Source organism: Candidatus Aminicenantes bacterium (assembly GCA_026393795.1).
GTDB lineage: Bacteria > Acidobacteriota > Aminicenantia > UBA2199 > UBA2199 > UBA2199.
On record JAPKZL010000148.1, the window covers coordinates 1 to 4,955 of the forward strand.

General features: G+C 60.5%; 6 protein-coding genes and 1 pseudogene. All 7 read left to right on the forward strand.

Features of this window, described 5'->3' with window-relative positions:
* Positions 1-355 (forward strand): hypothetical protein (locus NTW95_06895; protein MCX6557144.1); only part of this gene is annotated, 355 nt, incomplete at its 5' end.
* Between the two features lie 31 nt (positions 356-386).
* Complete coding sequence (locus NTW95_06900; protein MCX6557145.1) at positions 387-1,007, forward strand: L-threonylcarbamoyladenylate synthase; 621 nt, start codon at positions 387-389, stop codon at positions 1,005-1,007.
* Positions 1,008-1,073: 66 nt separating this feature from the next.
* Positions 1,074-1,613 carry a CDP-diacylglycerol--glycerol-3-phosphate 3-phosphatidyltransferase gene (pgsA, locus tag NTW95_06905; protein MCX6557146.1) on the forward strand — a complete coding sequence of 180 codons (540 nt, stop codon included), beginning with the start codon at positions 1,074-1,076 and terminating at the stop codon, positions 1,611-1,613.
* A gap of 26 nt (positions 1,614-1,639) precedes the next feature.
* Entirely contained in the window at positions 1,640-2,569 is a 930-nt protein-coding gene (locus tag NTW95_06910) for a hypothetical protein (protein MCX6557147.1), read from the forward strand.
* Positions 2,570-2,594: 25 nt separating this feature from the next.
* Positions 2,595-3,914, forward strand: coding sequence for a replication-associated recombination protein A (locus NTW95_06915; protein ID MCX6557148.1), 1,320 nt, complete (start codon positions 2,595-2,597; stop codon positions 3,912-3,914).
* A 335-nt stretch (positions 3,915-4,249) separates the two neighbouring features.
* Positions 4,250-4,417 (forward strand): annotated as a pseudogene (locus NTW95_06920) (ribbon-helix-helix protein, CopG family).
* A gap of 77 nt (positions 4,418-4,494) precedes the next feature.
* On the forward strand, positions 4,495-4,908 hold the full coding sequence (locus NTW95_06925; GenBank protein MCX6557149.1) for a putative toxin-antitoxin system toxin component, PIN family: 414 nt from the start codon (positions 4,495-4,497) through the stop codon (positions 4,906-4,908).
* Positions 4,909-4,955 lie beyond the last annotated feature (47 nt).

Genomic DNA, 4,955 nt, shown 5'->3' on the forward strand with positions numbered 1-4,955 from the left:
GGCCTTCCTTGAGGCCGAAGCCTACCCCGGGCCGTCCATCATCATCGCCTACTCCCCCTGCATCATGCACGGCATCGACATGGGCTTCTCCAGCGAGGAGGCCAAGAAGGCCGTCCAGGCCGGCTACTGGCCGCTCTACCGCTACAACCCGGCGCTGGCCAACGAGGGCAAAAACCCCTTCCTCTACGAGAGCAAGGACCCGACCCTGGGGCTGCAGGACTTCCTGGCCAAGGAGATCCGCTTCGCCACGCTCAAGCTGCAGTTCCCCGATGTCGCCGACCGCTTGTACGAGCAGGCCGAGGCCTTCAAGAAAGGCAAGCACGACTACTACAAGAAGTTGAGCGAATTGAAGTAAGGCCGTCCGGCAAGCGGGAAAGCGGAGCGCCATGGCCGTCGAGATACAGCAGATCGACCTGGAGCATCCGCACCGCCGTCTGCTGCAGCACGCGGCGCGCATCGTGGCTGACGGCGGCCTGATCGTCTATCCCACCGACACCATCTACGGCCTGGGCGCCGACCTGTTCAACAAGGAAGCCATGGCGCGGATCTTCAAGCTCAAGAAAACGTCGCACCAGAAGCTGCTCAGCTTCATCTGCCCCGACCTGGCCGCCGTTGCCGCCTGGGCGCACGTGCCGACCAGCGTCTACCGCGTCCTGCGCCGCGTCACCCCGGGCAAGTACACATTCATCCTGCGGGCCAGCAAGGAAGTTCCCAAGGTATTGCTGCAGAAACGGCCCACCGTGGGCGTGCGCATTCCCGATTCGGCCGTGGCCCTGGGCCTGGTGCGCGAGCTCGGCCGGCCGCTCCTCTCCACCTCGGTGCCGCAGGGCGAGGACGACTTCTATACCGATCCCCAGGCCATCGCCGAGACCTTCCGCCACGACATCGACCTGGTCCTCGATGCGGGACCGCTGGCCAACCTGCCTTCGACCATCATCGACTTGAGCGGGCCGGTTCCGACGGTTATCCGCCGCGGCGCCGGCGACCTCGAGCCATTCGGAATGTAACTGACCGCGGCAGTCCTGGGCGGTTGCAAATTCCCGCGCTCCAGTATACAATGGGCCGGGGTAAACATGACTAAAGCCAATTTGATCACCATCGTGCGCATCATCATGGTCCCCCTTTTCCTGGTCATTCTCCTGACCGAGATGCAGAACAAGGAGATCATCGCGTTTGCCATCTTCGTCATCGCCGCCGTGACCGACTCGCTCGACGGCTACGTCGCCCGCAAGTACAACCAGGTCAGTTCCCTGGGCAAGTTTCTCGACCCGTTGGCTGACAAGCTGCTGGTAGCTGCGGCGCTGATGGCGCTGGTCTACCTGCAGGAGGTCGAGACCTGGGTGGCGGCGATCATCATCCTGCGCGAGATTTTCATCTCCGCCTTCCGTTTTTACTTCCTGGTCAAGAACGCCTCCTTCTCGGCCTCCATCCCGGCCAAGGTCAAGACCACCTTCCAGATCGTCGCCCTGGCCATCCTGATCATCTACCGCAGGATGCCCTACGCCAACTACCTGCGCCTGCTCGGCATCGCCGTTCTGTACATCGCGGTGCTGCTGACGGTTTACAGCGGCGCCGAATATGTCGTCCGCTTCAGCCGTTCGCTCAAGGACTGACCATGCCCTACCCGAAATACAGAGCCTTGAATAAAAAAAACCTTAAGACCGTTTCCATCAAGGACCGCCCGTCGCTGGTCCACCTGAGCGATTTCCCCAAGCCCTACCTGGCCGGCGCGGATTTCAACTCTTTCATCGCCTCGCTGCCGCCCTTCCTGGCCGCCAAGGACTTGCGCGAGTTTGCCGGCCGGCTCGGCGACGCGCGCAAAAAGAACAAGCCGATCATTTGGGGCATGGGTGCGCATGTGGTCAAGCTCGGCCTGAGCCCGCTGATCATCGACCTGATGCAGCGCGGTTGGATCTCGGCCATCGCCACCAACGGCGCCTTCATGATCCATGATTTCGAGATCGCCCTGGCCGGGAACACCTCGGAGGACGTCGCCGCCAACCTGCTGCAGGGGAGCTACGGCAACACCGACGAAACCGGGCTGTTTCTGAACCTGGCGCTCAAGGACGGGATGCAGGCGGGAATGGGCGCCGGCGAGGCGGTCGGCTACTACCTGATCCAGGCCAAGCTGCCCCACCTGGAGCACAGCATCCTGTTCAACGCCTACAAGCTGAACATCCCGGTCACCATCCATCCGGCCATCGGCACCGATTTCATCCACTTCCACCCGATGTTCGTCGGCGAGGTCACCGGCGCCCTGGCAGAGCGGGACTTCCAGCTCCTGGCCTCCATCGTTTCCGAAATCGGGCAGGGCGGAGCCTACCTCAACATCGGCTCGGCAGTCATCCTCCCGGAGGTCTTTCTCAAGGCGGTGGCTTTTTGCTCGGGGCAGGGGATCCGCCTGGAGAATTTTTACACGGCGGTGTTCGATTTCAACCGCCATTACCGCCCCTTTGAAAACGTCTTCAAGCGGCCGGTCGCCCACGGCGGCAAGGGCTACTACTTCGTCGGCCACCACGAGATCATGATCCCGCTGCTGGCGGCGATGATCCTCAGCACCCAGAGCTGACCGAGCCGCGGCCCCGGGGCAATTCATGAACCACGATTTCTTCCCGCTGGCCGACAAGCTGAGGCCGCAGAGGCTCGCCGACTTCGAAGGCCAGGAGCACCTCACCGGGCAGCGGAAGGTCATCCAGGCCATGGTGCGCGGCGGTAGCCTGGCGTCGATGATCTTCTGGGGCCCGCCGGGATCGGGGAAAACCACGCTGGCCCGCATCCTGGTCAGGGAAACCGCTTACCCATCGGCCGAGTTTTCGGCCACGGTGTCGGGGATCGGCGAGATCAAGAAGCTGATGGAGAAATCGTTGGCCGCCCGCCGGGAGCGGGGCAAACCGCTGGTGCTGTTCGTCGACGAGATACACCACTTCAACCGTAACATCCAGGACGCTTTCCTGCCCTACGTCGAGCGCGGCGACATCATCCTGCTGGGGACCACCACCGAGAATCCGGCCTACAAGATCAACCGCGCCCTGCTTTCGCGTTTGAAGATCCTGGAACTGTTCCCGCTGAAGGAGGAGCACCTGAGGCGCATCCTGGCCCGGGCGCTGGCTTTCATCGCCACGCGCGGCGGCGCTTCCTTACGCTTCACCCCCGAGGCCGAGGCGGTGGTGGTCGGCTACAGCAACGGCGACAGCCGGCGCCTGCTCAACCTGGTGGAGATCGTCTTCCAGACGGCCGACCTGGGAAAGCCGGTCGGCGATGCCGCTGTTTTCGACATCATCCAGAACAAGGTCGCGGGCTACGACCGCACGGGCGACGACCGCTACCAGCTCATCTCGGCGCTGCACAAGAGCGTGCGCAACTCCGACGTCGACGCCGCGCTCTTCTGGCTCTACCGCATGCTCGAGGGCGGCGAGGATCCGCTGTACATCCTGCGGCGCATGGTGCGCATGGCCGTGGAGGACATCGGCCTGGCCGACCCCGACGCCCTGCGCATCTGCCTCAATGCCAAGCAGGCTTACGAATTCCTGGGTTCCCCGGAAGGCGATTTGTTCCTGAGCGAAGCGGCGGTGTACTTAGCCCTGGCGCCCAAGAGCAATGCTCTGTATGTGGCCGACGGCAAAATGAAGTCGCTCGCCGAAAAATACAAGATGCTGCCCGTGCCTCTGTCGATCGTCAATCCCGACAATTTCATCGCCGCCGGCAAGGGGGCGGGCAAGGGCTACGTCTATGCCCACGATCTGCCCGAAAAGACCTCGCTGCTGCGCACCCTGCCCGACGGGGTTGTCGAAAGGGGCTTCTACGAGCCGGGAAGCATGGGATTTGAAAAGCACATCCGCGAGCGCCTGGCCTACTGGAAGAAGGTCAAGGCAGAGATGTCCAAAACCGGCGGGAAGGATGATGTGGAGGGTTGATCCCAGCGTCCCTTTGACTGTTAATATGCATTGAAAAGGGCGGCCGCAAGGGCCGTCCCTTCGGGACAGACAAACTATATCCACCAAGGTCGGTGGATAGTTTGTACTGCCCTACATGAGCACCATCGGGAACGCAGATCTGCGTTCCCTACACGGATAGCTCTTTTCATCCTATTTCTTTCCTTTTTCTTCCGCCTTGGTTGACAACATACAAATCTTGTATATAATAAGTAACTTAAAGCAAATTAGCTTGGAAAAAAACAAGATAATTTGCTTTCTAAGTTACTTATCCTGCGCAGCAGGGTTAGTAATGCACATTTAATACGGGAGGCAACATGGCCATCAGCACGGTGAACATATCATTCAAGGAAGACTTGTTGGCGGAAATCGACCGCATCGCCCGCCGCGAGTCGCGCTCGCGCTCCGAGCTGATCCGCGAAGCGGCGCGTTCCTACATCGACAGGAAAAAGCGTTGGGAACGAATCTTCGTTTTCGGCAACAAGCAGGCAAAGAAACTGAGGTTGAAAGAAGGGGCCGTGGAGGCGGCAATTCGTGAACAACGCGCCGGGACTGTGAAACAATGACTCCGATTCTGGTCCTGGACAGCAACGTCTACATTTCGGCGGTGCTGTTCGGCGGCAAGCCACGGCAAATTATCGAGGCCGCTCTTGCCGGAAGGATCCGTCTGGCCGTTTCCGCGTCAATCCTGGAAGAAATCGAGGGTGTTTTGAGCGGCAAAAAATTCAAGTTCCCCGAAACCGCGGCGCGGGAGATCGTTAGTGAGATCTCAATCCTGGCCGAAATCTTTGAAGCGGTTGAAAAAGTCTCCCAGATCAAGAATGACCCGGACGACAACCGCATCCTGGAGTGCGCCCTGGCCGCTTCCGCCGCCGCCATCGTCAGCGGCGACAGCCACCTTTTGGCCCTGGGAAGTTTTCGCGGCATCCCGATTTTGAGCCCAGGCAAGTGCCTGGAGAAGTACAAAGTGGGATAAAAACAGGGCTCAGTGTTAGTGATAGTGTTAGTGTTAGCAAAGAAACT